We start from the raw sequence: 20,298 nt of genomic DNA, 5'->3' as shown, positions 1-20,298 counted from the left end.
GACCGCCCTTCCATCTCGAAGGCGCGGTTGATGTTTTGGCGCGACATTCAATGAATCCATTTCAATGGTGAATTGAACGGAAGCATCTATTTCATCATAACTACTCCCTCTACGCTTCGGAACGCTCGATCCATTCATCTATTTCCGGAGTTCTTGATGGCTGTTTCCACCCGGCGCGGCACCTTGCCCGCCTTGCTGTCCTTGATGGTCGGTGGTTTTGCCATCGGCACCACCGAATACGCGAGCGTCGGCGTGCTGCCGCAGATTGCCGCTGATTTCGGCGTCAACCTGGCGCGCGCCGGGCTGGTCGTCAGCGGTTACGCGCTGGGCGTCAGCTTCGGATCGCCGATCCTCGCGGCGCTGACGGGACGCCTATCGCGCAAAACGCTGATGCTCGCGGTCATGGTGTTGTTCGTCATCGCCAATGCCGCCGCCGCGTTGACCACGAGCTATGAGTTCCTCATCGCCGCACGTGTCGTCTCCGCCCTGCCGCACGGCATCTTCTTCGGCGTTGGTGCTGCGATCGCCGCAAGTTTCGTTTCGGAAGACCGGCGGGCCTCGGCGGTGGCGATCGTGTTCGGCGGCCTGACCATCGCGGTCGCGGCCGGTGTGCCGATTGCGACCGTCATCGGTCAGCGTCTGGGCTGGCCGATGGCCTACTGGTTCGTCGCGGCCACCGGTCTGGTGTCGCTGCTGGCGATGGCGGCGACTTTGCCGCGCAAGATCGACATCGCGCCGGCCGGCAGCCTCATCGAACAGGTCGAGGTGCTGGGCAGCGGGCGGTTGCTGATCGCGTTCGGCATGAACTTCTGTGCCTGGGGCGGCACCTTCGTCGCCTTCGCCTATCTGCCCAGCATCCTGGCCGACATCACCGGCTTCGGTCCGAACGGCGTGGCGTGGATGCTGGCCCTTTATGGTGTCTCGGTGATCGTCGGCAATTTCCTTGGCGGGCGCGTCTCCGACAAGAAGCTTGTGCCGGCGCTGGCGCTGATGCTCGGCGCGCAGGCGGCGGTGCTGCTGATCTTCACCTTCACCGCGTCGTCCATGCTCGGTTCGATCCTGACGCTCGGCGTGCTCGGCGCGCTCATGTTCTGCAACGTGCCGGGGCTGGCGCTGTACGTCGTGCAGCTTGCCCAGCGCCATCGGCCCGGCAACGTGGACATCGCCTCAACCATCAATGTGTCGGCCGCCAATGCCGGCATCGCGCTGGGCGCCTTCATCGGCGGCCTGGTGGCGGATTCCCGGTTGGGGCTGGGCGCCACGCCGTGGGTCGGCGCGATCATGGTCGGTGTGGGCCTGCTACTGACCTTGTGGAGCGGCTGGCTCGACCGGAGGGATCCATCAGTTGGAGCTGCGTTCTAGGCCGGGATGCCTGCTGCGCTACGACCGAGACGGGCGCTTGAGCGCTCGCCTCGCCATGCCCGTACCCCGTCCCACCAGTTGCTGCTTCGGCGGGGATGATTTGGATACGTTGTTCATCACCACTGCACGATTTGCCATGACGCCCGCGGAACTAGATGCCTACCCGGACGCTGGGGATCTGTATGCCATTCGCCCCGACGTCGCTGGTATTCCACGTCACTTATTTAAAGAGTAAATGCCGTGTCGCTAAATCAAGATCGTGCCGAATCGGATTGAATATGTGTGCTGTTGGACCAAGAGACGGCGTATCACGACCGAACATGCGTTACCGAACCCGCATCAATGTCGAGTTGTTTCTTTAGTTCAGCCCAGCCCTTCGGCGTGACGCGAACGCCACGCGACGTCGATGAGCGCCGCAGCCATCCCTTGGAACACATCAGGCGCATGAATTGCACCCCCAATGGACCGGCCAGATGATGTTCGCGTTCGGTCCAGTCCAGACATTGTCGGGCCAGGCCGCGCCGGTTCGGTTTGAGCTCGGCGAGCTCCAGACCCATAGCGCTAAACCACGTGACGCCAGCCGGCATCACGCTGAACTGTTTGTCCGCAGCCTCGATGATAAAACCATGCGCTTGCAGGCCATGCGTAATGGCAACACCAAGCCGGCCCGCTAGATGGTCATAACAGCAACGTGCAAATTGAAGGTCTCGCGACGCTTGGCTCACAGGAGTTCGATGCACAGTTTCCACCGGGCTGATCGACGCGAGAGTTTCGAGCGCGAGTGCAACATGCGCGTCTGCCAGCCGGTAGTAACGGTGCCGCCCTTGGGTTTCGAGCGCAAGTAACCCCCCAGCCAAGAGCTTGCTCAAATGGGAGCTTGCCGTCTGCGCGGTAACGCCAGCAATACGAGCCAGTTCGCCGGCAGGCAGCGCACACCCCCCAACCAGGCTCATCAGCATGGCCGCGCGTGCCGCATCGGAAATCAGGAACGCGGTGGAAGCGATTTTCGGTTGAGGTCCCATAACATTGATCATCCATTGGATGACTCCACGATATCACCGCTCCCGACTTCATGCTTCGACTCGTGTCGAATCATCGGGCATCACATCCAAGCTAGGCTCCGTTCTTTCTGGTCAAGCCGGGAGCCGATGATGCCCAAGAACACCGATGCCGAAATTCGCCACATCCATGAACAGTGGCACGAAACAATTCGTGGCCGCGATCTCGATGGCCTGATGGCGCTCTATGCCGACGATGCCACTCTGGAAACCCCGTTGATCCTCGCAACCTTGAAAGACAGAACGGAGGGCATCCTGAAGGGCAAGGCCGAAATCAGGCTGTTCTTCGAGGCCGGATTCCGCAAACTCCAACACGATCTGGGCCGTTGGTATCGAACGGGGACGTTCTTCTCCGATGGTAGACAGCTGACCTGGGAGTATCCGCGCGACACGCCGCAGGGAGATCAGGTCGATCTTGTCGAAGTGATGGATATCGCGAACGGGCTCATTGCGCATCACCGGGTTTATTGGGGATGGGTCGGCTTCAAGGTGCTCATTGCCGCATTGAACAAGCCGGTCCCGTGAACGTGGTCGATCGTGCAAGCAACGGAGTCATACAGCGCCGGATTCTGGCGGCGGCAAGCGTCAGCTATATCGTGGTTCTACTGGACACGTCGATCGTCAACGTTGCGCTGGAGCGCCTCTCGGTCTCGCTGGGCACCCAGGTCGAGGGTCTGCAGTGGGTGCTAAACGCGTACACCCTGGCATTCGCCAGCCTCTTGTTGACCGGCGGGACGCTGGGCGACCGATGGGGCGCGCGGAATGTCTATCTGATCGGCCTTGCGCTGTTCACCCTTGCCTCGGTGGGCTGCGGCTTGGCGACCGATCTGCCGAGTCTGGTTATTGCGCGCGTCTTTCAAGGGGCCGGGGCGGCAATGCTGGTGCCGTGCTCGCTCAAACTGATCAATCATGCTTACCCGGATCCAGAGCAACGGACGCGCGCCATCGGTATTTGGGTCGGCGGCGGCGGCATTGCCATGGCGGCTGGTCCTTTGGTCGGCGGCGTGTTGATTCATCTATTCGACTGGCGAAGCATCTTCTTTGTGAATGTGCCCGTCGGGCTGCTCGGCATAGGGATGACTTGGCGCATCGCGCGCGACGAGAGGCCGGCGCAAAGCCGCCGCTTTGATCCCGCAGGTCAAGCGGCGGCCATCGTTGCGCTGGGCGGGCTCGTCAGTGTGCTGATCGAAGGACGAACGCTGGGCTGGAGTTCGCCTCGGATCATCGCGGGCATCGCCGTCACTCTGGTGGCGTGGGTAACGTTTATCGTGGTGGAGGCTCGACACACGCAACCGATGCTGCCGTTGTCTTTGTTCAAAGACGGCACCTTCACCAGATCGACTTGCGTTTCCATGGCATCCGCTTTCGTGTTCTACGGCTTGTTTTTCGTCACCAGTCTGTACTACCAACACGCCAGAGGCTATTCGCCGCTGTCGGTCGGGCTCGCGTTCCTGCCGATGACAGCGATGGTGGCGGTGGGGAGCTTCGTTGCCAATCGGGTGGTCAGGAGATGCGGCACGCGCTGGTCGATGTGTGCGGCCTTCAGTTTCTATGCCATCGGCGCGTTGGGCATGCTGCCGGCCGGCGCGACCTCGCCATACTGGTGGGCTGTCGTTCCGATGCTGGCCGTCGGGCTGGCCTCCGGCTTCATCTCGCCGGCGGCGACTGCACCGGCCATGGGCACCGTCGAGAAGGATCGCGCAGGCGTGGCCGCTGCGGTACTCAATTCGGCACGCCAGACAGGTGCCGCGCTGGGGGTCGCCATCTTCGGCACGCTGATCGCCGAGATGCGTACGTTCGAGGCCGGCATGCATGTCGTGTTGTGCGTATCCGTCGGCGTATCGATCCTTGCCGCTATGGCGTGGTTCACCTCGCCGTAGACGCTGAGTGAATCTGGGTCTGCCAGCCACGAAACATGACGGAGGCGGCGCATCAACAATGCAGTGCCATCAAGCAGGCCATGAACGTCGTCGTGCCCCAGCTCACTGCGTGCAATCAGATCACGTAGCGGGCTTCTGAGGAAGCGTCAGCATCCGCAAACAGGCTTCGGAAACGCGCCGCGCGAAGGGCGCGCAGTCTTTCGTCTTTGCGGCGATGACGTCATCTGTCGCCCCATGAACACCGGAATAAATCAGCAGCGCCACGATGCGTGGCTCTTCGGGTGCCCAGATACCAGCCGACCTACCTCCTTCGATAATCTCCAACAACTGGTCCAGGATGGCATTCTTGGCTTGGTTGGAACGGTCGTGATGGTGGTGGTTGGTATACACAATATCGTGCGTGCGGTAGGTCTTGACGTAAGTCTCGACATTGGCATGAATCCACGCCAGAAGCCGCCCAGTCCAGTCGTCTGAGGCACAGCCTTCCATCGCTTCTTCTAAACTGGCAAGAAACTGCTCGGTGTATCGCTTGCCCAGCGCGTCGAGCATGTCGCTCTTGGACGAGAAGTAGTGATAGAAGGTGCCCTTGGCAACCTGCGCTGCCTCGACGATTTCGCTGATTGTCGTCGCGTCCACGCCTTGCGCGAGGAACAGCTTTTCCGCGGCGGCCATCAACTCGTCAAGCCGGACTTCCGCAGGTTTCGTCCGGGGGCGAGCAGGCATTTTCGCGGGCAATTCCACTCTGGAAGATCGCACTTTCATCGTGTCATTTCCTGGACTTTGGCAACTTTTGTCAGTTTAAAGGACTGTTCGCCCACACAGGCCGTCAACCCCTTCTATCCATTGACCAGCGGTCGGTCAATGGATAGATTGGGGACATGGACCTCGATGACCCTTCTCTCCAGCGTACTGTCATGCAGCTCGGCCGTCGCCGCGCTGCACTGGCGGCAGCGTACCTGGGCACGTTCCTCGCCACGCTCGACATCAGCATCGTCAACGTCGCGCTGCCAACCCTGCAGACGGCACTGCATACGGACATCGCAGGCCTTCAATGGGTCGTCAGCGCATATGCAATCTGCCTCTCAGCGTTCATGCTTTCAGCCGGTCCCGTGGGAGACCGATACGGGCACAAGCGTGCGTGGATGGTGGGGGTCGTTCTGTTTACCGCTGGCTCCGCGCTATGCGCCATGGCCCACTCCCTGGACGTGCTGCTTGCAGGTCGGGCAGTACAAGGCGTAGCGGGCGCATTACTGATCCCAGGAGCGCTCCCCATCCTTACCCACGCATTCCCCGATCCCAAGGAGCGCGCCCAGGTGATCGGCGGTTGGTCGGCATTCAGCGCCTTGGCGCTGATTCTTGGTCCGTTGCTCGGTGGCGTGCTGCTTCACGTCGCGGGATGGCAGGCGATTTTTCTCATCAATCTTCCCCTGGGCCTTGCTGCCGTCGGACTTGGCTTGTGGGGAATCACGGAACGCAGGCATCCGGACCATGCTGCGTTGGACCCCGTTGGGCAAATACTCAGCGTAGTTTGCCTGGGCGCACTGACCTATGGGCTGATTGCTGCCGGCGAACATGGGTTCAATGCAGTCGCAACCTGGGTTGCCTTGACGCTGTCGCTGATCGCCTTGGTTGTTTTTGCGATTGTCGAGAGGCGCGTACGGCGACCGCTGTTGCCACTTGCTCTCTTCCGGGAGCGCGCTTTCGTGATCGCGAACTTCGCGTCATTCATGCTCGGTTTTTCGTACTACAGCAGCCTGTTTTTCTTCTCGATCTTTCTGCAGCAAATCCAGGGCTGGTCCCCCATGGAGACCGGGTGGCGAATGATGCCGCAGTTCGTCCTCACAGGCTGCATGTCCATCATGTTTGGGCGTTTGAGCGCTGCTTTTCCAATCCGGCGATTGATGGTCGCTGGTTACGGCCTGATCGCGCTTTCGATGTCGACCATGGTCGTCTTCACCGCGCAAACGTCATATTGGATCGTCGGATTGCTCTTCGGCTTGCTGGGAATTGGCGCCGGACTGGCCGTTCCCGCCACGGGCATGGTCGTTATGAATGCCGCTCCGGCTGAACGCTCGGGGACCGCTTCCGCGACGATGAATGCCTTGCGACAAACCGGAATGACCATCGGCATCGCCTTTCTTGGAACGCTCATGAGCAACCGAGCGATTCACGTACTCTCGGATGCGGCGCGTGACCAGGGCCTCACCGACGCGATACCCATTGCACGCCAGGCCGTTACTCACCATGTGCTCCCCAGCGCCCTCCCCCAGTTGTCGAAGCTCTACCTAACTGCAATGGAAAGCGGTTTCCATGCAGCAATGCTATTCGCCGGGCTGGGTTGCGCCATAGCCATGATTCTTCTGCTCACCGTTCGGTCAACGCTGGATATCGTTTTGGAAAAATAGCCATGCGATGTTGAACGGATGGGATGAATGGACCTTCGACACCTGCGTTGCTTCTTGGCCGTAGCCGAAGAACTCCATTTCGCCCGTGCCGCCGAACGACTGCTCGTCGACCAGTCCCCCTGTCGCGCACGATCAAGGAGTTGGAAAAAGATCTGGATGCACCTTTGTTATCTAGCACGTCATCCTCGCCCGGAACCTGCTGGGCACGCTACGCAATCAGGGGGTCGCATAGGCCGCCAATGATCGAGCAACGGATAGGGCACCGGTTTGCTGCAGTGGTACGTAGTAGCGGGGTGTCATGGGAGTTTGGGCGGCAACGAAGGGCATTGCTCAACTAGTTGACTTGGTTACGGATTTCGGTGTCCTGCCGTAGTACCGCTCGAAGGCCGCGCTGAAGCTCGACAGGTGCTGGTAGCCGACCTTGTAGGCCACCGTGGACACGTACAAGCCGGTCTCCAGTAGTTCCCAGGCCTTTTGCATGCGGATGTCGGTCAGCATGCGATGCGGGCTGGTGCCGAACAGTTCGCGGAAGCCTTGCTTGAGCTTGAATTCGTTGGTGCCGACCCTGGTGCAGAGGTAGGCGATGGTCAGCGGGTGGTCGTACTGGCTCATCATGATGTCACGCGCGGCCAACATCTTGTCCTGGTCGCTCGCGCGCACCTTGTCCATCACGGCCCGTTGCTTGGCGAACGGACGGGTCTGTTCGGACAGCAGGCCCAGCGCGACGATCTGCAGGTCCAGCAGGCTGCCGTCGTGCCGACGGAGATGGTCGAATGAGTCGGTCAGCCGCTGGGTGAGGCCGCCGAACTTCCCGAAAAACAGCGACTGAACGGATTGCTCATTGTTCACGCCATCGAGCACACCTTCCAGTCCATACCGATGCAGCAAAGGCTCCTCGGCGATCAGTCGCAATTGCCGAACCACTTGATCGGCGGGGACACGTCGCTTGCCCTGAGTGCCCGCGAACGCGGCAATGGTGCTGTACCCGGAAATGAAGTCGAAACGCCTTCCGTCCGCCCCGATCGTGCTTGCGCATCCTTCGAGCGCAAGGGTGATGGTCAGAGCGCGGCCACTCCGATCCGATGCCCGAGTCTCCAGCAGATCATGTCGAGAATCGTATTGGGCGTAGCTCAGCGTCAAGCCGTCGTCGAACTTCAGCTGATCGATGAAGCAGTTCCCCACGTCCTCGGTAAGCGTTGAACGCCACCACGGAGACCGGTCGAGGGGCCTGGGTGGAGAAATGTCATCCGCCGTCAAACGGTAATTCATGGTGGCTCCTTCGGTTCGGTTCGCCGTTGCTCGGTCTCGCGCCCACCAGAACTCCAAACAAGGAATCCAGCTTGACTAAACATTTAATGATACTTATTTGCATCTAAAAAGTACAGTGACTGAGGAATAAATCGACCACGCCTTCGCCCCTGGATATCTGAATGAAACACCAACATTCCGCGTTGCAACACGCAATTTTTTATCGGCCTATCGTCTCTTTGTTCCGAGTCGGCATTCGCGGGCGAGACACCGTCAGACGCATCGGCGATACAGCTTCCTGTAGTGACCGTAACCGCCGAGAAGGTCGATCACGGTGCAATTTCCGATGCGCAAACTTGGTTTTCAAAACGTTGCAGCCGCTATGAATCCGGAAAGCCAAACAGCGAATCCATTTTGACTAAGCATTTCAAAATATCCATTTGCGCTTGAGTCTAAGATTATTTCCAGAGCGATTCACTGCCCGCCCTTCAAGCCTCGCGCAACTCACTATTTCTCCGGCATGGCCTTTAAAAACATGATGCACAACGACCTTTCCTGCTCGCCTCTCGTTTTATCAATCTCCAGCGGCAATCCCAGTTTGGACGATTTGCACCGCCACGCTGCCGCGTGGAACGAATGGCTGAATCGTGGCGAACGCTTCGCTGCTTTCCGGATATTCAAGGACGAGGGCGCTTATGTACATCCACCTGGTGGCGCCAGGGAACGAAAGGAATGGTTCAGCGCCAATGGTGAGCGCTTCAAAAGGCATGTGATCGGAATGGCCACGGTAGCGCCTGCGGCTGTGGTGAACAGGACCAACAAGATGAGCGCCGAGCGACTGTACGGCGTGCCGACGCAATCCTTCATCGACACAGCAGATGCCGTCGATTGGCTGTTGGCTCATCTGCGCGAAACATTCGCCGAACTGAATGAAACAGCCATCAAATTGCGCGCGCCAGACCTGGCTTCGCGCGCTATTGCGGAGGTCCACTGATGACGAACGACAAATATAAATCCCGGGAAGTCAGACTGCTCGGGTACCGATCAGGCGCGTTGAAGGCCGAGCACTTTGAGATCGTCGAGACCGTTGTGCCAACCCCTGGTCCCGGACAAGTGGTGGTGCGCAACCGATGGTTTCGCGTTTCCATTTCAACCAGGTTGATGGCCGAAGCCGGCGCCGAGTCGGTCAAGGGCATTCCGTTTCCGCCGCTACTGCCTGGCGACACGCTTGCCGATGGTGCGATTGGCGAAGTGGTCCAGACAGCGCCCGGTTGCGACCTGGCCGTCGGTAGCTTGGTGCTGCATCCGCTCGGTTGGCGCGAATACGCGCTTGTGAGGACCGAGCAATGCAAGCCGATCCATGGATCGAGCGTTGACCCTGTGGTCTGGCTCGGACATGGCTGGACTGCCTATGCCGCATTGGTCGGTGCGATTCAGGTGCGCTCGGGCGATACGGTATTTGTCACCAGCGGTGCAGGCGCCATCGGATCTATGGCTGGACAGATCGCGCGTTTGTTGGGGGCAACACGGATCATCGGTAGCACCAGCGGTGCGGAGAAGGCGCGCTGGATGCGGGACGCGTTGGGTTATGACGCGGTCATCACCCGAGACGGCGGGCCGATCCGTGCGCAACTGGCCGAAGCGGCCCCCGAGGGCATCGACGTCATCGTGGACATGGTCGGCGGTGATCAACTGGCATCAGCGCTGGAAATCACCCGCCATGAGGCACGGTGCGTATTGCTGGGCGCGGTATCGGCGGAGTTAAACCCGCATAGCGCCACCTTGAAAGCGCCGGTCGAACTGGACACTTTTCAACTCATTTTGCGTGGCGTAACGATGCGCGGCTTCAGCGCGGACGAACAGGCACCAGAGTTGTTCGACGCGTGGATAAACGAATTCGCCGCGTGGCAGGAATCAGGCCGCATCCACCTACCCCACACCACCCACAAGGGCCTGGATGCAGCGCCACTCGCCCTGGAGCAAGCCTGTGCCGGTCGCCTCAGAGGCGTCGTGCTGGTCGAACTGCCGGAGGCATCATGAACAATCGGAGCGCAGCATCTGACGGCGCGCGCGCTCAAGGCGTCCTGTCAGCGCGAGCCGACCCGCTGCCATGGCTGCTGTGGATCGGCTTCATCCTGGTGTCGGTGAACCTACGCCTGATTTTCGCCACGGTCGGGCCATTGCTCAAGGACCTGGAACTCGGCTTCACGCCAACGCTGTTGGTGACGACCCTGCCTTTGGTGTTTCTGGGCATCTTCTCCATTCCCGGCGTCAGGTTGCGGCAGCGGTTCGGTGAGGAGCGGGCGCTGTTTGCCGCGTTGGCGGTACTGGTCGTGGGATGTGGCATCCGCTGGTTCGGTCAGGCGGGACTGATTCTGGGAACCGTCCTCGGAAGTGCAGGAATCGCCGTGATGAACGTCATCATGCCGGCGTTGGCCCGCAAACGCTTCGGGCCGCAGCGCATGGGCATGGTCATGGGCATCTATGCGCTGATGCTGGGCGTCGGCGCCGTGCTCGGCGCCAGCGTTTCGTTCCCCTTGTTCCACCTGATGGGCTCGGACAAAGCATCGGCCTTCCAGTCACTCGGCCTGTGGGCACTTCCCGCTTTGCTGGCCCTGGTGTTCTGGCTGCCGCAACTGCGCTACGCGCCCGACATGGGCGGGGTGGCTCGCGGGAATGACCCGCCGCCGATCAACGTGTACCGCAACGGCACGGCCTGGTCGATCACCCTATTTTTTGGACTGCAGGTGCTCAACCTGTATGTATTCCTGCCGTGGATGCCCACGATCCTCACGGATCGCGGGACCACATCTGCCACTGCGGCACTGGTCTTCTCGACCTCGCAGATGAGCCTGATGGTTGCGAGTTTCGTGACGCCGCTGATGGCGCACCGCACCAATGACCAGCGGCCTCATATCGCCATGACGGTGCTGCTGTGTCTGGCTGGGACATTGGGGCTGATGTATGCGCCCATTGAAACGGCGATGCTATGGGCGTTGCTGCTGGGGTTCGGGCAAGGAGCTGGGTTATCGCTCGGTACGTTCTTGTTCGTCGCCAAAAGTGCCAGCATTGACACGGCCACACGTATTTCGGCGATGGCTCAAACCGTTGGTTATCTGATCGCGGCGATTGGTCCATTGCTGGTCGGTGCGATTCATCAGCGGACAGGCGAATGGAATATACCCATCCAAGTCGTTGCAGGCATTCTGGTGGTCCAGTTGGTTGTGTCGCTGCCTGCTGGTCGAAGCATCAAAGTGTAGGTGGCTGGCGGGATGGAGTTGCGCCATCTTCGATCCGAGCCGACCTGGTGCGCCCCACTGAGGGGCGCTATCCCGGCGCGTCATTCCCTGCTGGCTCATGCGCGCATTCCCTTGGGCGAGGTGTTGCGCTATCCGCTGGTGATGGGCGACCCGCAGGTCCGCGAGGGCTACAGCCATCTGAGCAAATCGCGATGGGACAGACTCCCTGTTGTCGATTCAGGCCAGGTCCCTGTCCCAAGGCGCCACGGGCGTGAATGCCCGAATAAGCTCATCGACTGTCGCCCTGATCTTGGGGGCCAGATCACGTGTGGCGGGCCAAAGCGCATGGATCGGAGAACCCTCAACCCCTTGGGGTGCCAGAGCCGTTTGCAGCGCGCTGTCCCTCAATTGATCTGCCACCAGCCAAGTAGGGAACTGCGCAAGGCCCAAGCCATCGAGCACCGCGGCGCGCAACGCGTCCCCGTCGCTGATGGTGTGGCGCCCCCTGATCTTGACGTCCACGGAGCGCCCCTCGCTGTCCAGCAGCTTCCACGGGAACACGTGGCCGCCTTGTCCAAAGGTGATGCAGTCGTGATTGGCAAGATCGTCGATGGATGTTGGAACGCCATGCTCCACGAAGTAGGCTGGCGAGCCGCAGGTGACGGTTCTTTGGTGCCCCAGGTAGCGCGCCGACAGCGAGGCGCTGTTGCCGGGATCTCCCAACCGCACCACCAGATCGATGTTCTCTTCCAGCAGATCCACCGCACGGTCCGCAAACGCCACGTCCAGCGTGAGCTTCGGGTGCTGCCGGGCGAGGTTGCACAGCACGGGCATGACCCATTGCCTTCCGAAGGTCACCGGCAGGCTGATGCGCAGGGTTCCCGACACCTCTCTGCGGCGCGAGGCGGCGCGCGATTCGGCCTCGTCCAACTCGGCAAGCACGCGCAGGCAGCTTTGATGGAAATCCGCCCCTTCCGCCGTCAGCGCGAGCCGACGTGTGGTCCGGTCGAGCAGGCGCACGCCCAAGCGTTGCTCCAGGGTCGCGACACTCTTGCCAACCGCTGACTTGGAAAGGCCAATCCTCGTGGCCGCCGCCGTAAAGCTGCCTGCTTCCACCGCCTGCACGAACACGGTGATGCCTTGCAGGCGCGATGCCCTGTAGGTCGTCATGCCGGCCCCTATTGAGGAATTAAAGTGGCCAGTGTATGCGTAGTTATGCGCAACCTTCCCGTATTTATCGTCAATAGACTGGGCGTTCTGATTTTTTGCGAAGCGCGAAGGAGTCCCGAACATGACGATCGAATCCATGAAGGTCTGGCAACTGCCGACCTTCGGGCTGAAAAACCTGGAACTGGCGCAGCGGCCTGTGCCGCGCCCTGGCCCCAACGAAGTGCTGGTCAAAGTCGGGGCGGTGTCGCTGAACTACCGCGACAAACTGGTCATCAACGGTGAGCTGTTGCCGGAACTACCACCGATGCCCTTCGTCCCGGTTTCCGACATGGCCGGGGAAGTGGTCGAACGCGGGTCGCAGGTCAGTCGCTTCAAGGTGGGCGACCGTGTCATGGGGAATTTCTGGACGCAATGGCTCGATGGCGAGCCGCCGCGGGCGATGCTCAGGCACGGCTTGTCGCTGGGCGGTCCGCTGCCGGGCATGCTGGCCGAGTACGTCGCGCTTGCCGAGGAAGTGGCGGTGGCGGCGCCGTCGTCCTTGTCGGATGCAGAAGCCTCCACGTTGCCCGTCGCAGCTCTGACGGCCTGGTTCGCGCTGGTGGAAGCGGGAGCCCTTCGGCGAGGGCAAACGGTGCTGGTCCAGGGCACGGGCGGCGTATCCTTGTTCGGCCTGCAGTTCGCGCAAGCGCTGGGCGCGCGCGTGATCGTGACCTCACGTAGCGAGGACAAGTTGGCCCGTGCAAAAACGCTTGGTGCCTGGGCCGGCATCAACACCACCCAGGTTCCTGCTTGGGCGCAAGCGGTGATCGAACTGACCGATGGCGATGGCGTCGATCAGGTGCTGGAACTGGTGGGCGGCGACAACCTACGCCAATCCGTCGAAGCGCTGGCGGGTTCGGGGCACATCCTGCAGATCGGCTTCATGGACGATACCGAGATCCGCATGCCGGCCATTCCGCTGATGCTCCGGCGCGCGACCTTGCGAGGCGTGTCCGTGGGACACCGGCGTGCATTCGAGGAGATGAATCAGGCCATCGACCGGCACGGCATCAAGCCGATGATCGACCAGGTGTTTTCGTTCGCCGAAGCCCATGCAGCGTTTGCGCGCCTGGAACAAGGTCCTTTTGGGAAGCTGGTCATCAAGGTTGGGGCGTAGAGCCCGCCTTTATCGAGGAAGAAGGCGGCGCGCGCGACCTGATCTGGTCGCACGGCGCGCGGCGCGCGGCAAGCCGGCGCTTTGGCCTGTTCGCAGATCTGGGCGCAATGAGGCGATCATGGGCTGATTAATCGGCCCTTGGGGCCGGTGATCGCCCATGGCTCGCCGATGGAAGGACAATCAGCCAAGTTGACCCTCATGCTTATCAATCCGGACCTCTTTCTCGAAACCTCGACAGGTCGCGTCATCACGCCTGCACGCAATGCCTGGGCTTGGCATCAGTGCTTTACGCTACTTTCGCAGGCACTGGCAGATGCAGGCTCAAGCAGCACGCTGCATGTCCTTGTCGGCGCTCAAGGGTCAGGGAAAAGTACGTGGGCTCGCTCATGCATTCGCGAGGACCCAAACGCAGTCTTTTTCGACGCCATCCTCGTGAAGCGCTCCGAGCGCGCGCCCATTCTTGCCGAAGCCCATAGACAGGGCGTCCAAGCAGTGGCGGTTTGGTTCCACACGCCGCTGGCAATTTGCTTGCAGCGCAACGCTTCCCGGTCGCCGGATGAGTTCGCCAACGAGCAAGGTTTGCGAAATGTCTTCGCGGCCGTCGAGCCAACCATCGAGCAGGAAGGTTTCGCCAGCATCCTGCATGTCGGTCGTCCTGCCTGATCCGGCGGATTTCGCCGGGCTTGTGCCGGCTGCGGCAGCCATATGCCCATGGGGTTGCGTGACAGCACGGCTCTCGTCAAGGCATGTACGCCTGGCGCATACGCTCCAACGCCCGGGATGCAGGTCACCCGGTGGGTTTTGCTTCAGACGTTCCCGAAATCAACGGTCACCTTCGCCGAAATCGGCCGCCGCAATCCCGTCGCCGGGTTCGTAGGGGGCGGTAGGCGTTCCTTGGTGGAAGCTCATCTGCCAGCCCAGGGACGAGTGTTCCCAGACCGACGAGCGCCGGGCAAATCCGTCAAGGTTTCCGTCCGGCAATCGACGCGCTGAGCGGTAAGTGAGCAAAACGACACATTCACCGAGGCGTCTCAGCTCGAAGCGATCCGCGACAACGACTGCATGTTGCGCCTCTGCAGGCAACCGCAACATGATGTCTACCTTCGTATAAAACGCCCCCGAAAGGCCAAACTCTCGGAAGTCGTCATGTAAGAGAGCATCGAGCCTTCCGGCGTCGCTACGCGCCGCTGGCTTGTGCAGTTCAACCTCAAGGGACTGCAGCACTTGAAGAAGTGATGTGTCAGCGGTTTGCATACTGGTACCGGGCGGGCACAGCGCACGTCATGATTGGCAACTATAGCGAGCCGCAGGTGGCCATTCGGTTGAGTGAGTCCGTAACGTGCCAAGCGGACCCCTGATTAGCCCTGACCTTCAGCCAGCAGTCGCAGGATCTGCGCTTATCCCGCCATCGCGCAAGGCAACTACGCAAGACGTTATCTGGCCGAGGCGGCCTACCGTTTCAATCGCCGATTCTGCCTGCGCGAGATGCTGCCACGACTCGCCACGGCGATGATGCGATGCAAACCCTGTCCAGAGCCGGTTCTGCGTGCGGCGAGCAATTTCCACAGCTGAGAGTCAGGGCTAATCAGGAGCGGACCGGCTTTCAGTCGATCTGGAATCCAACTTATTCAATAGCTGGATCGAGTCTATCGACTGTATCGGGCGCTGGCCATAACGCGACGCCGACGAGCAGCAGCGCCACAAGCAAATACGGTACACCCGTACCAAACCCATAAAGCAATGTGCCCACCAGCGGTCCGAGCACGATGCCCAGCCCCTGGGCTGCGCCCACGGAACCTGCTGCTGCACCTTGTTCGTGGCTTTGCACAGCATTCGCCGCCAGCGCTGCAAATGCGGGGAAGACAAAGCCCATGCCTGCCGCTGCAACGAAGAAGCAGATCGCCAACAGCACAGGCGTTCCAATCATTGCCGTAGCACCAAATCCGACGGCGGATACGACGGCACCCGTGCGGATCAATCGCAGTGGTGACCAGTCGAGCTTGCGCACCACCAACTGTGAAGCAATCAGGCCGACGCCCACGCTGGTCAGTGCGATGCCCGCCGCACGGGCGGCCGCGCCAGAGGCCAATTGCAACCGGTCGATCGCAAAAAATCCCACGGTGATCTGCGCGACCGCCACACAGAACATGGCGATGAATCCCACGACCATCGGGCGACGCAAGCGCTTATCCCCCAAACCCAAGGCAGTGGTCTGTGTCGGCGCATGGTGCTCCTGCCGAGGGAGCGCTTTCCAGAGTACCAGCCAAGCGATGGCAGGGAGTATTGCCATCGCGTAGAGCGGGAGGCTCAGGCCGTACTGCGCCAATGCGGCAGCCAGGGCGGGGCCCAACACCATGCCTACGGCATTGGCTGCGCCCAGCGAGGCCATGGCAGCCGCTCGCTCGCCTGCGGGGACAAAGTCCGCCACGAGCGCTTGCCCCGTTGAGGGAATGGCCGCGTAGAACGCGCCGATGGCACCGCGCGTCACCAGCAGACCCACGAACACCAGCGTGGCAGCAGGCAGGACTTGCATCGACGCCACCAACACCGCACACATCATCCAATACGACAGAGCAAAGCCGCCCACGCCGATCAATAAGACCGTACGGCGGCCACGCCGGTCGCTTGCCGCGCCCCAGGGCCGCGAAAGCAACATCCACAGAACCCCGCCGACGGTCACCGCAGCGCCCGCTTGCCATGCGGCCAGATGCAACTGCCGCGCGATGGGCCCCACGATAGCGACGAAGGCCATCATGGTCATGGTGCACGCCATGTTGGCGACGAGCAGCGGCTTGAGTGTGAAGGCCCCAGAGGGCATCGGCTCATCCCCGGGGTTGGGTGCAATTGAATGGTCCATACGACCCCTATATGATAATGATCATCACTTATATTAAGCTATTTGTACCAAGCATGCCATCTCAAAGTGATGACATCTCGCAAGAGCAGCACAACAGCCCGTCATCACCCGTAACGACGCTAGGCATGGACTCTGCAGGCCGCACATCACAAGCTCGCCAGTAGGTCGTGTCACTGCAACTTGTAGTTGAATGCCACCATGACGCTTCTCGGCTCGCCGTACAGACGAGCTGTCGTCCTTGGAATCTGACTACTCATGCGACTGCCATCTCCATTGGAGGCCGTGAAGTGAGATACGCCTGCGTATAAATTCCATCCGCTCGCTAATTCGCCTTGCAAGTCAAAATCAACCCCCTTCGACTTGGTTCCACTGGCTGCGTAGTAGGCTTGTGTCCCATCGGGCAGAAGGTGTCCGGCATCAATTTGCGCGACGTTGTCGAGTTTTGCTTCGAACAGTGCGATCGACGCGTTGAGCTTGCCGTTCAGATATTCGCCTTTGATACCCACTTCGGTGTTTTTTCCCGATGTTGGCGCGAGCACGTCGCCATTCTTGTCGCGCGACGTCTGCGGGTTGAATATTTCCGTATAGCTGGCGTAAGCAGAGTATGTGTCGTTGATGTCATACACCAGTCCGACGTAAGGGATGAACTTTGCCGTTTTCTTGTAATGGAACGCCTTCGCCCCCGTCTCTTGATCCACCTCGTAGTTGCTGAATCGGCCACCCACGATCAACTTGATAGGATCGGCCAGAGAGAACCGTGCAGCACTGTAGACCCCGCTTTGTTTGACGCGCGTTTGGGTCAAGGCATACCGGGCGGAGTCGAAATCAGGTTCAGGATAACTTCCGCTCCAGTTATAGAAATTTCCAATGGGCGTGTGTGGGAAGAGGAAGCCGGTTTCACGATCGTCCGATGTATGTTTCGAGGTCATCGCTCCAACAACCAACTCGTGCTGTCGACCAAAGAGCTGGAACGGACCGGATGCCATGACATCGGCGCTGTCTTGCCGTGTATCGAGAATCCCGCGGGTGGTGACCGGAATCAACCCTTGTCCCGTCACCTGATTTGGATACCCCAGCCCAGACAGGAATCTGGAGTCAGCGTTTGCCCGCTTCTGACTCAACTCGGTTCGCAGTTTCCAGCCGTTATCGAATCTCTGCTCCAGATCGACAAAGGCGGTCTTCACCGTACTGTCCCAGGTACTCCAGTCTGCCGCCAGGTTGGTCGAACGCGGCCAATGGGCGGGCGAGCCATTGCTGTAGAAAAGCGGCTGACCACCCCAGGGCATCCCGTTGGGATCGGCGTGTGAATATTGATAGCCGATGGAAAGTGTTGTGCTGGAAGTAAGGTCAGTGTCGATGATGCCGTAAAGCGATTGGCGCTTGATCTTGTAATGGTCCAGGAAGGAACGCGAATCCTGGTCAACGGCCACGATGCGACCACGAATACGTCCGTCACCCGTCAGCGGTGTAGAGACATCAAAAACACCACGGTAGTTGTCCCAGGAACCCGCGCTCACGGATGCCGAGGCAGAAAAGTCCTGCGTGGGCCGCTTACGGATCAGGTTGATCGATGCAGACGGATTCCCCGCGCCGCTGAGTAATCCAGTTGCACCACGAACAATTTCAACACGGTCATAGAACGCAGAGTCTTGAATGCCCTCACCGGGCACGAAGGTATTGGGCAGAGCAGATGTGGGGATACCAGTCGTACTGGAAGTTCGTGATCTCGAATCCACGAGCGTAGAACGACACCCGGCCTCCGTCGCCGTCCAAAGAATAGGACGAGATGCCTGTGCTGTTGCGCAGCACGTCCGTGATGGAGTTCATCTGTTGGTCGTCCATGCGCTGCCGGGTGACGACGCTCACCGCTTGGGGCGTATCGCGCAGGGACATCGGCAGTCCGGTAGCGGCCGTGGTTTGATCGGTGGTGTAGGAATGGGTGCCTTCGGTGGTGGGGGTTACGGCAGTCCCGGTGACCGTAACCACCGGCAGCATGATCGAAGGCGTGCCTGTGGTGCCCTGCTCATCGGCGCGCTGTTGCGCCAGTGCCGGCATCGGTGCTGACAACGCCATCGCCAATGCTGCGGCGAGCGGGGAATAGCGGAGTGGATGAGACGTGGCCGAATACCTGGCGCGGCCGCGGCGGATCAAAGAGTCAGTCATGCACATGTCCTTGCAAGTAAGTGATCGGAACGCGGTCAGGGCGCCAACTGTTTTTGCATGGACAGTCCGTTGTAGTAGTCCGCGAGATAAACGATGCGGCCGTGTTCGACGCGAGCGAAGCTGGCACCCCGCAATCGCACCGGCCGCGTAAGCGATGGATGAGCGGTTTCGGCCAGGAGGCGGGCATTGCCGGTCACCTCCCACTCGAAGGCAACGCCGTCATCCGTGATGACGGGTTCGCCCACGATCTGCCAGCGCAGGTCGGGCATCAGGCGAAGCAAGCGGTCCTGCAGTCCCGCAATAACGTCGGGGCCTTGGCTCTCCATTCCGACGCTGGTGTTGAAATACGTGACGCTGGGCGCGAGTACCCGGTTGGCTGCCGCGACATCGTGGGCGTTCCAGGCGGCGAGGTAGCGCTGTACTACTTGCCATGCGTGCGCTGTTGCGGCATCGGAGTCCGCGTAGGCCAGGGGGGCAGCAGATAGCAGCGCAACCAGCCCTAACGCAGCGCTACAAGCACGCAACATCCGCCAGCGGCGTGCGCGGACTCGTACGGTCTGTTGATTCATCAGGACTCCCCTTAAGCGTGTGGAAGGGAGGCATGCCACACAGTCGTTGCCGGGGCTGAATCCTCACTGCCACATGCCCTCAAATAAAAACGAGACTTATTATCAAATTGATCGCAGATATGGGTAAATGCCGTCATCTGCACCTCATGGATGCATCGAACGCAATGGTGAATGGCTTCTATCCAACGCACGGGTATCAAGCTAGGATTCCATTTCATGCATGGATAAGAGGCGCGCAATGGATCACCCTGACCTGAACCTGCTGTTCGCGCTGGACGTTCTGCTGGAAGAAGGCAGCGTGGTCGGCGCTGCCAAGCGGATGAATCTGAGCCCGCCTGCGATGAGCCGTACGCTGAGCCGTATCCGTGACACGCTGGGCGATCCGGTGTTCGTGCAGGCCGGACGCAAGCTCGTTCCGACCCCGCGGGCACTGGCCTTGCGCGAACAGGTGCGGATGGCAGTCGAACAGGCAACACAGGTGCTGACGCCCAGCGCCGAAGTCGATCTCAAGACGCTGGAGCGCCGCTTCAATGTGCGTGCCAACGACGTTTTCGCGGGCATGCACTCCGGCCGCCTGCTGGAAGCGATGGCCACCGAGATGCCGCGCGCCATGCTGCGCTTCTCGCCTGAAGATGACGACGTGGACGACGAGGCGCTGCGTAGCGGCCGCATCGATCTGTTCATCAGCGCTTCGCGCAAGCTCGGACCAGAAATCCGCGTGCAGCCGTTGTTCACGACCACCTTTGTCGGTGTTGCCCGTGAGCGCCATCCGATCTTCGAGGGCGACATGACGCCGGAGCGACTCTCGCGCTGGGGGCACATCGGTGTATCTCGCCGTGGCAAGTCCGTCGGCCCCATCGACACCGCACTGGAAGCACAGGGCCTGCGTCGGCATGTCGCGCTGGTCGTCTCCACACCCTATGCGGCCTTGTTCGCCTTGCAAGATTCCGATCTGCTGTTGCCGCTGCCGGAACACCTCGCGCGCGGTGCGCTGGCTGCCGGGCTACGCATCCGTCTGTTCGACCTGCCGGTGCCTTTGGAAACCGTGCTGCTGACCCAGGCGTGGCATCCGCGCTTCCAGAGTGACGCCTCACACCAGTGGCTACGGCGCACGATCAGGCGGCTATGCAATCACGGTGAAGCTGCAAACGCCAAACATGCAGGGGCATAGTTTTCCTTGCGCCTTCAACC

Annotated in this window: 20 protein-coding genes and 2 pseudogenes; 13 read left to right on the top strand and 9 right to left on the bottom strand. The window is 60.6% G+C overall.

The window, feature by feature from the left end; translation table 11 throughout:
* Positions 1–156: 156 nt before the first annotated feature.
* Together FZ025_RS19985 and FZ025_RS22960 are read left to right on the top strand one after the other, a co-directional pair.
* Positions 157–1,362, top strand: coding sequence for an MFS transporter (locus FZ025_RS19985; protein ID WP_208803707.1), 1,206 nt, complete (start codon positions 157–159; stop codon positions 1,360–1,362).
* Between the two features lie 55 nt (positions 1,363–1,417).
* Entirely contained in the window at positions 1,418–1,597 is a 180-nt protein-coding gene (locus tag FZ025_RS22960) for an SMP-30/gluconolactonase/LRE family protein (protein ID WP_425509715.1), read from the top strand.
* A 73-nt stretch (positions 1,598–1,670) separates the two neighbouring features.
* On the opposite strand, the gene FZ025_RS19975 is transcribed toward FZ025_RS22960, so the two are convergent.
* Entirely contained in the window at positions 1,671–2,396 is a 726-nt protein-coding gene (locus FZ025_RS19975) for an ArsR/SmtB family transcription factor (RefSeq protein ID WP_208803705.1), read from the bottom strand.
* Positions 2,397–2,513: 117 nt separating this feature from the next.
* On the opposite strand from FZ025_RS19975, the gene FZ025_RS19970 reads away from it, so the two are divergent.
* Both FZ025_RS19970 and FZ025_RS19965 read left to right on the top strand, forming a co-directional pair.
* Positions 2,514–2,945: a nuclear transport factor 2 family protein gene (locus tag FZ025_RS19970; protein WP_244292411.1), complete on the top strand. Its 432-nt coding sequence runs from the start codon at positions 2,514–2,516 to the stop codon at positions 2,943–2,945.
* A complete protein-coding gene (locus tag FZ025_RS19965; RefSeq protein ID WP_208803704.1) occupies positions 2,942–4,300 on the top strand; it encodes an MFS transporter in 1,359 nt (452 codons plus the stop codon). The genes FZ025_RS19970 and FZ025_RS19965 overlap by 4 nt, the downstream gene beginning before the upstream one ends.
* A gap of 120 nt (positions 4,301–4,420) precedes the next feature.
* Here the strand turns inward: FZ025_RS19965 and FZ025_RS19960 are convergent, their stop codons facing one another.
* Complete coding sequence (locus FZ025_RS19960) at positions 4,421–5,062, bottom strand: TetR/AcrR family transcriptional regulator (RefSeq protein ID WP_046980430.1); 642 nt, start codon at positions 5,060–5,062, stop codon at positions 4,421–4,423.
* Between the two features lie 116 nt (positions 5,063–5,178).
* Here FZ025_RS19960 and FZ025_RS19955 point away from each other — a divergent pair, with 116 nt between their 5' ends.
* Together FZ025_RS19955 and FZ025_RS19950 are read left to right on the top strand one after the other, a co-directional pair.
* Positions 5,179–6,705 (top strand): MFS transporter, encoded by a 1,527-nt coding sequence (locus FZ025_RS19955; protein ID WP_341873196.1) that lies wholly within the window; start codon positions 5,179–5,181, stop codon positions 6,703–6,705.
* A gap of 27 nt (positions 6,706–6,732) precedes the next feature.
* A pseudogene (locus tag FZ025_RS19950) lies at positions 6,733–6,893 on the top strand (LysR family transcriptional regulator); the annotation flags it as partial.
* A 142-nt stretch (positions 6,894–7,035) separates the two neighbouring features.
* On the opposite strand, the gene FZ025_RS19945 reads toward FZ025_RS19950, so the two are convergent.
* A complete protein-coding gene (locus FZ025_RS19945; protein ID WP_046980429.1) occupies positions 7,036–7,974 on the bottom strand; it encodes a helix-turn-helix transcriptional regulator in 939 nt (312 codons plus the stop codon).
* 499 nt (positions 7,975–8,473) lie between these two features.
* On the opposite strand from FZ025_RS19945, the gene FZ025_RS19940 reads away from it, so the two are divergent.
* From FZ025_RS19940 to FZ025_RS19930, 3 genes are read left to right on the top strand one after another with little or no spacing between them, the layout of a single operon-like run.
* Positions 8,474–8,947, top strand: a complete 474-nt coding sequence (locus FZ025_RS19940) for a hypothetical protein (RefSeq protein ID WP_146093617.1) — start codon at positions 8,474–8,476, stop codon at positions 8,945–8,947.
* Positions 8,947–9,993, top strand: a complete 1,047-nt coding sequence (locus FZ025_RS19935) for an MDR family NADP-dependent oxidoreductase (protein WP_046980428.1) — start codon at positions 8,947–8,949, stop codon at positions 9,991–9,993. Before FZ025_RS19940 ends, FZ025_RS19935 begins: the two co-directional genes overlap by 1 nt.
* Positions 9,990–11,213, top strand: a complete 1,224-nt coding sequence (locus tag FZ025_RS19930) for an MFS transporter (RefSeq protein ID WP_046980427.1) — start codon at positions 9,990–9,992, stop codon at positions 11,211–11,213. The genes FZ025_RS19935 and FZ025_RS19930 overlap by 4 nt, the downstream gene beginning before the upstream one ends.
* A gap of 216 nt (positions 11,214–11,429) precedes the next feature.
* Here the strand turns inward: FZ025_RS19930 and FZ025_RS19925 are convergent, their stop codons facing one another.
* Positions 11,430–12,500 carry a LysR family transcriptional regulator gene (locus FZ025_RS19925; protein WP_244292410.1) on the bottom strand — a complete coding sequence of 357 codons (1,071 nt, stop codon included), beginning with the start codon at positions 12,498–12,500 and terminating at the stop codon, positions 11,430–11,432.
* On the opposite strand from FZ025_RS19925, the gene FZ025_RS19920 reads away from it, so the two are divergent.
* Together FZ025_RS19920 and FZ025_RS19915 are read left to right on the top strand one after the other, a co-directional pair.
* Entirely contained in the window at positions 12,484–13,518 is a 1,035-nt protein-coding gene (locus FZ025_RS19920; protein WP_104558943.1) for a zinc-dependent alcohol dehydrogenase family protein, read from the top strand. The two genes, FZ025_RS19925 and FZ025_RS19920, sit on opposite strands and share 17 nt — an antisense overlap.
* A gap of 198 nt (positions 13,519–13,716) precedes the next feature.
* Positions 13,717–14,181, top strand: a complete 465-nt coding sequence (locus FZ025_RS19915) for an AAA family ATPase (protein ID WP_104558962.1) — start codon at positions 13,717–13,719, stop codon at positions 14,179–14,181.
* Between the two features lie 159 nt (positions 14,182–14,340).
* On the opposite strand, the gene FZ025_RS19910 is transcribed toward FZ025_RS19915, so the two are convergent.
* Positions 14,341–14,772 (bottom strand): nuclear transport factor 2 family protein, encoded by a 432-nt coding sequence (locus FZ025_RS19910; protein WP_104558944.1) that lies wholly within the window; start codon positions 14,770–14,772, stop codon positions 14,341–14,343.
* Positions 14,773–14,916: 144 nt separating this feature from the next.
* Here FZ025_RS19910 and FZ025_RS19905 point away from each other — a divergent pair.
* Positions 14,917–15,090: pseudogene (locus tag FZ025_RS19905) on the top strand (IS1595 family transposase); the annotation flags it as partial.
* Positions 15,091–15,142: 52 nt separating this feature from the next.
* Here FZ025_RS19905 and FZ025_RS19900 read toward each other — a convergent pair.
* The 4 genes from FZ025_RS19900 to FZ025_RS19885 form a co-directional block, all read right to left on the bottom strand.
* On the bottom strand, positions 15,143–16,336 hold the full coding sequence (locus tag FZ025_RS19900; RefSeq protein WP_208803703.1) for an MFS transporter: 1,194 nt from the start codon (positions 16,334–16,336) through the stop codon (positions 15,143–15,145).
* A 209-nt stretch (positions 16,337–16,545) separates the two neighbouring features.
* Entirely contained in the window at positions 16,546–18,045 is a 1,500-nt protein-coding gene (locus FZ025_RS19895; protein ID WP_158185602.1) for a TonB-dependent siderophore receptor, read from the bottom strand.
* Positions 18,035–18,538, bottom strand: coding sequence for a TonB-dependent receptor plug domain-containing protein (locus FZ025_RS19890; RefSeq protein ID WP_158185601.1), 504 nt, complete (start codon positions 18,536–18,538; stop codon positions 18,035–18,037). Before FZ025_RS19890 ends, FZ025_RS19895 begins: the two co-directional genes overlap by 11 nt.
* 35 nt (positions 18,539–18,573) lie before the next feature.
* On the bottom strand, positions 18,574–19,107 hold the full coding sequence (locus FZ025_RS19885; protein ID WP_104558948.1) for an ester cyclase: 534 nt from the start codon (positions 19,105–19,107) through the stop codon (positions 18,574–18,576).
* 238 nt (positions 19,108–19,345) lie between these two features.
* Between FZ025_RS19885 and FZ025_RS19880 the strand changes: the two genes are divergently transcribed.
* Entirely contained in the window at positions 19,346–20,278 is a 933-nt protein-coding gene (locus FZ025_RS19880) for a LysR family transcriptional regulator (protein WP_104558949.1), read from the top strand.
* The last annotated feature ends 20 nt before the right edge of the window (positions 20,279–20,298 follow it).

Source organism: Xanthomonas hyacinthi, assembly GCF_009769165.1.
Classification (GTDB): domain Bacteria; phylum Pseudomonadota; class Gammaproteobacteria; order Xanthomonadales; family Xanthomonadaceae; genus Xanthomonas_A; species Xanthomonas_A hyacinthi.
This window is presented reverse-complemented; position numbering and strand designations above follow the sequence as displayed.